This window comes from Microbacterium sp. Kw_RZR3 (genome assembly GCF_029222405.1).
Lineage (GTDB): Bacteria > Actinomycetota > Actinomycetes > Actinomycetales > Microbacteriaceae > Microbacterium.
In genome coordinates, this window is record NZ_JARHXC010000118.1 from 1 (window position 1) to 3,580 (window position 3,580).

At 69.0% G+C, this 3,580-nt stretch carries 5 protein-coding genes; 3 read left to right on the top strand and 2 right to left on the bottom strand.

Annotated features, from left to right (window positions below; translation table 11 throughout):
• Window positions 1–75 precede the first annotated feature (75 nt).
• Entirely contained in the window at window positions 76–561 is a 486-nt protein-coding gene (locus tag P2P98_RS06515; protein WP_058597352.1) for a glutathione peroxidase, read from the top strand.
• A 169-nt stretch (window positions 562–730) separates the two neighbouring features.
• A complete protein-coding gene (locus P2P98_RS06520; protein ID WP_275798295.1) occupies window positions 731–1,627 on the top strand; it encodes an alpha/beta hydrolase in 897 nt (298 codons plus the stop codon).
• 10 nt (window positions 1,628–1,637) lie between these two features.
• Here P2P98_RS06520 and P2P98_RS06525 read toward each other — a convergent pair whose 3' ends face one another.
• Together P2P98_RS06525 and P2P98_RS06530 are read right to left on the bottom strand one after the other, a co-directional pair.
• The gene (locus tag P2P98_RS06525) at window positions 1,638–2,051 is read right to left on the bottom strand and encodes a PIN domain-containing protein (RefSeq protein ID WP_275798297.1); all 414 of its coding nucleotides are present in this window, start codon (window positions 2,049–2,051) and stop codon (window positions 1,638–1,640) included.
• On the bottom strand, window positions 2,048–2,254 hold the full coding sequence (locus P2P98_RS06530) for a type II toxin-antitoxin system VapB family antitoxin (RefSeq protein ID WP_275798299.1): 207 nt from the start codon (window positions 2,252–2,254) through the stop codon (window positions 2,048–2,050). The genes P2P98_RS06525 and P2P98_RS06530 overlap by 4 nt, the downstream gene beginning before the upstream one ends.
• 148 nt (window positions 2,255–2,402) lie before the next feature.
• Here P2P98_RS06530 and xylA point away from each other — a divergent pair.
• Window positions 2,403–3,580, top strand: a 1,178-nt coding sequence (gene xylA, locus P2P98_RS06535) for a xylose isomerase (protein WP_275798309.1), incomplete at its 3' end; no start/stop codon positions are given.

The window sequence follows — 3,580 nt, forward strand, 5'->3', positions numbered from 1 at the left end:
CGATCGCGTTTATGGGCGGCGAAGTCGTGACCGCATTCCCACCCCGGGCAAAGCGGGCGGTGCCAGGATCGATGTATGGACCTCTCCGGCATCCCGATCACGACCATCCGCGGCGAGCAGACGACCTTCGGTGGCCTCACCGACGGCAAGGCGGCGCTCGTCGTCAACGTCGCTTCGCGGTGCGGTCTCGCGCCGCAGTACGAGGCGCTCGAGGCGCTGCACAAGAAGTACGCGGACCGCGGGTTCACGGTCATCGGCTTCCCGAGCAACCAGTTCCTGCAGGAGCTGAGCGACGAAGAGAAGATCGCGGAGTACTGCTCGGCGACGTGGGGTGTGACCTTCCCGATGTCGGAGAAGGTCAAGGTCAACGGGCGCCACGCGCACCCGCTCTACCAGGAGCTCACGCAGACCCCGGATGCCGAGGGCAAGAAGGGCCGCATCTCGTGGAACTTCGAGAAGTTCGTCGTCGCGCCCGACGGTCGCGTGACTCGTTTCAGCCCGCGCACGCTGCCGGACGCCCCCGAGGTCATCGCCGCGATCGAGGACGCGCTGCCGAACTGACGCGGCGCGCCACCCGCGCCACCCGCGCCCGCCGCGTCGCGCTGCGCCGCGCCCGCCGCGCTGCGCCGCGCGACATCGGTGACTGTCCAAGACACGCCGTAACGGGGCGAAGCGTTGCGGCGTGTTCTGGACACTCAACGTGAATGCGCGGGTCGGTAATCTGAGCGCCATGACCGATGCCGTCGTCCTCGTCTCCGGCGGTGCCGCCGTCACCCCGTACACCGACACCGAGCACGCCGCGGCGTCGGGTCTGGCCGCGGGCAACACGATGACCGCGCTCCGCGCGCACTTCCTCGCCCGTGGCATCCGCGTCTTCACCGCGCCGGCGCGGATCGGGGCGGGGGAGGTGCGGGAGGATGCCGGGTGGCAGGGCTTCGCCGACGTGCCGGTCGTGCTGCCCGCCGAGGTGACGATCAACGCGGTCGGTCGCGTCGACGACGCGGGCGTGGCACTCGCCGGGTTCCTTCGTCATCTCGCCGCCACGGAGGGTGTGGGCAGCGTCGACCTCGTCGGGTACTCGATGGGCGGGCTGTTCTCGCGCGCCGCGATCCGCGAGCTCGCCAGCGACGGCCCGCGGGTCGAACGTCTCGTGACGCTCGGCACCCCGTGGGACGGTTCGGTCCTCGGCGACCTGCTCGACGATGAGATCACCGAGGCCGACGCGCACGGTGACCCCGCGACGCTGCAGATCTTCGCCGAGGTGCGGCCCTACGCGGATGCCAACTCGCAGGGCGCCGCAGCGGAGGTCTCCCGCCGGTTCCTGCGCGGCTGGAACGACGCGCAGGCGGGGGTGCTCGACGGCATCCCGGTGACGGCGATCGGTGCGGGGTACTTCTCGGCGGCGAGCGAGCCGGCGCAGCTCTGGCCGCACGACGGACTCGTTTCGCTCACGAGCGGTCGGGCCGACGAGGTGCCGGCCGCGGTGCTCCCGGAGGTCGAGCGGCACTCGTTCCCCGATCACGTGCACAGCATCTTCTTCGCCGAGGCCTTCGGTCTGCCGTGGGAGCGTGCGTTGACATGGGATCCGGCGGTGTTCGCGGTCGTGGACGCGGCGCTCGGGCGCTGAGGCGGGCGCGTCAGAGTGTCGGAGCGACGAATTCGTGCGCGAGGTCGCTCACGGCGGCGATGTGGTCGAAGTCGTGGTCAGCGCTGAGAATGGTCGCGTCGTTGGCGATCGCGTACGCGGCGATCAGGATGTCCACGGTGCCCGCCGCGCGTACGAGTCCGGCGTTCCAGAGAGCGGATTGGATGCCGACGGTGAGTGACTCGTCGGGAGCGCGTTCCAGCGGGAAGCCGAGCGATATCTGCTCGAGGTAGTGCGCATGCTCCTCGGGCGAACGGGCACTGTGGCAGAACTCCAGCACCTGGGGTGGGCACGTGACGAAGAGGTCCGACGGGGACCGCGCGATTCTGTCGAGCCGCGTTCGAATGGCGGGGTCGCCCGAAGCCAAGCGTGCCCAGACCGAGTTGTCGACCAGGTAGTCCGTCACGGGGTCGGAGTGGTGACGGGGGAATCCAGTTCGGCTTCGAGGTCGGTGAGCCCGGCGATTCCGGCGATCATCGCGTCTTTCTGCTTCGACGCGATGAGCCGACGCAGGGCGAGGTCGAGCACCGCGCGGTTGGACGGCTCGCCGGTTACGAGACGCGCGCGTTCGAGAAGTCGTGGATCGAGATCGACGCTGGTGACTGCCATGGGTGGCTCCTCTCGATATATAAGTCAGTATATGCCGAGGTGGGCCTTCGGGGCTGGACGCCGTGGCATCCGGGGTATATGTTGTGAGCACCAACAAACCCGCCGTGCGTCACCGCGCACTCGTGCGTCTCCATGCGAAGGAGCAGGAATGCCCACCCCCACACGCGATGACAAGTTCTCGTTCGGACTCTGGACGATCGGCTACAACGGTGCCGACCCGTTCGGTGGCCCGACTCGCCCGGCACTCGACGTCGTGCACGCGGTCGAGAAGCTGTCCGAGCTCGGCGCCTACGGACTGACGTTCCACGACGACGACCTGTTCGCCTTCGGATCCACGGATGCCGAGCGCCAGACGCAGATCGATCGCCTGAAGGGCGCTCTCGCCGACACCGGCGTGATCGTGCCGATGGTGACGACCAACCTCTTCTCGGCCCCCGTCTTCAAGGACGGCGGCTTCACGTCGAACGATCGCCAGGTGCGCCGCTTCGCGCTCCGCAAGGTGCTGCGCAACCTCGACCTCGCCGCCGAGCTCGGCGCCAAGACGTTCGTCATGTGGGGCGGCCGCGAGGGCGCCGAGTACGACTCCGCGAAGGACATCCGCCAGGCGCTCGAGCGCTACCGCGAGGCCGTGAACCTGCTCGGCGACTACGTCACCGACAAGGGCTATGACATCCGCTTCGCGATCGAGCCGAAGCCCAACGAGCCCCGCGGCGACATCCTGCTGCCGACCCTCGGCCACGCGCTGGCGTTCATCGACTCGCTCGAGCGCCCCGAGCTCGTGGGCCTGAACCCCGAGGTCGGCCACGAGCAGATGGCGGGCCTGAACTTCGCCGCCGGCATCGCGCAGGCGCTGTACCACGGCAAGCTCTACCACATCGACCTCAACGGTCAGCGCGGCATCAAGTACGACCAGGACCTCGTCTTCGGTCACGGCGACCTGCACAACGCCTTCGCGCTCGTCGACCTGCTCGAGAACGGCGGCCCCGGTGGCGTTCCCGCGTACGACGGTCCTCGTCACTTCGACTACAAGCCCTCGCGCACCGAGGACGAGACGGGCGTCTGGGACTCGGTCTCGGCCAACATGAACACCTACCTGCTGCTCAAGGAGCGCGCCGCGGCCTTCCGCGCCGACCCCGAGGTGCAGGAGGCCCTCGAGGCCGCCAAGGTGCTCGAGCTCGCGCAGCCGACGCTCAACGAGGGCGAGTCGTACGACGACCTGCTGGCCGACCGCTCGGCGTACGAGGACTTCGACACCGACGTGTACCTCGGCGGCAAGGGCTTCGGCTTCGTCCGCCTGCAGCAGCTCGCCACCGAGCACCTGCTCGG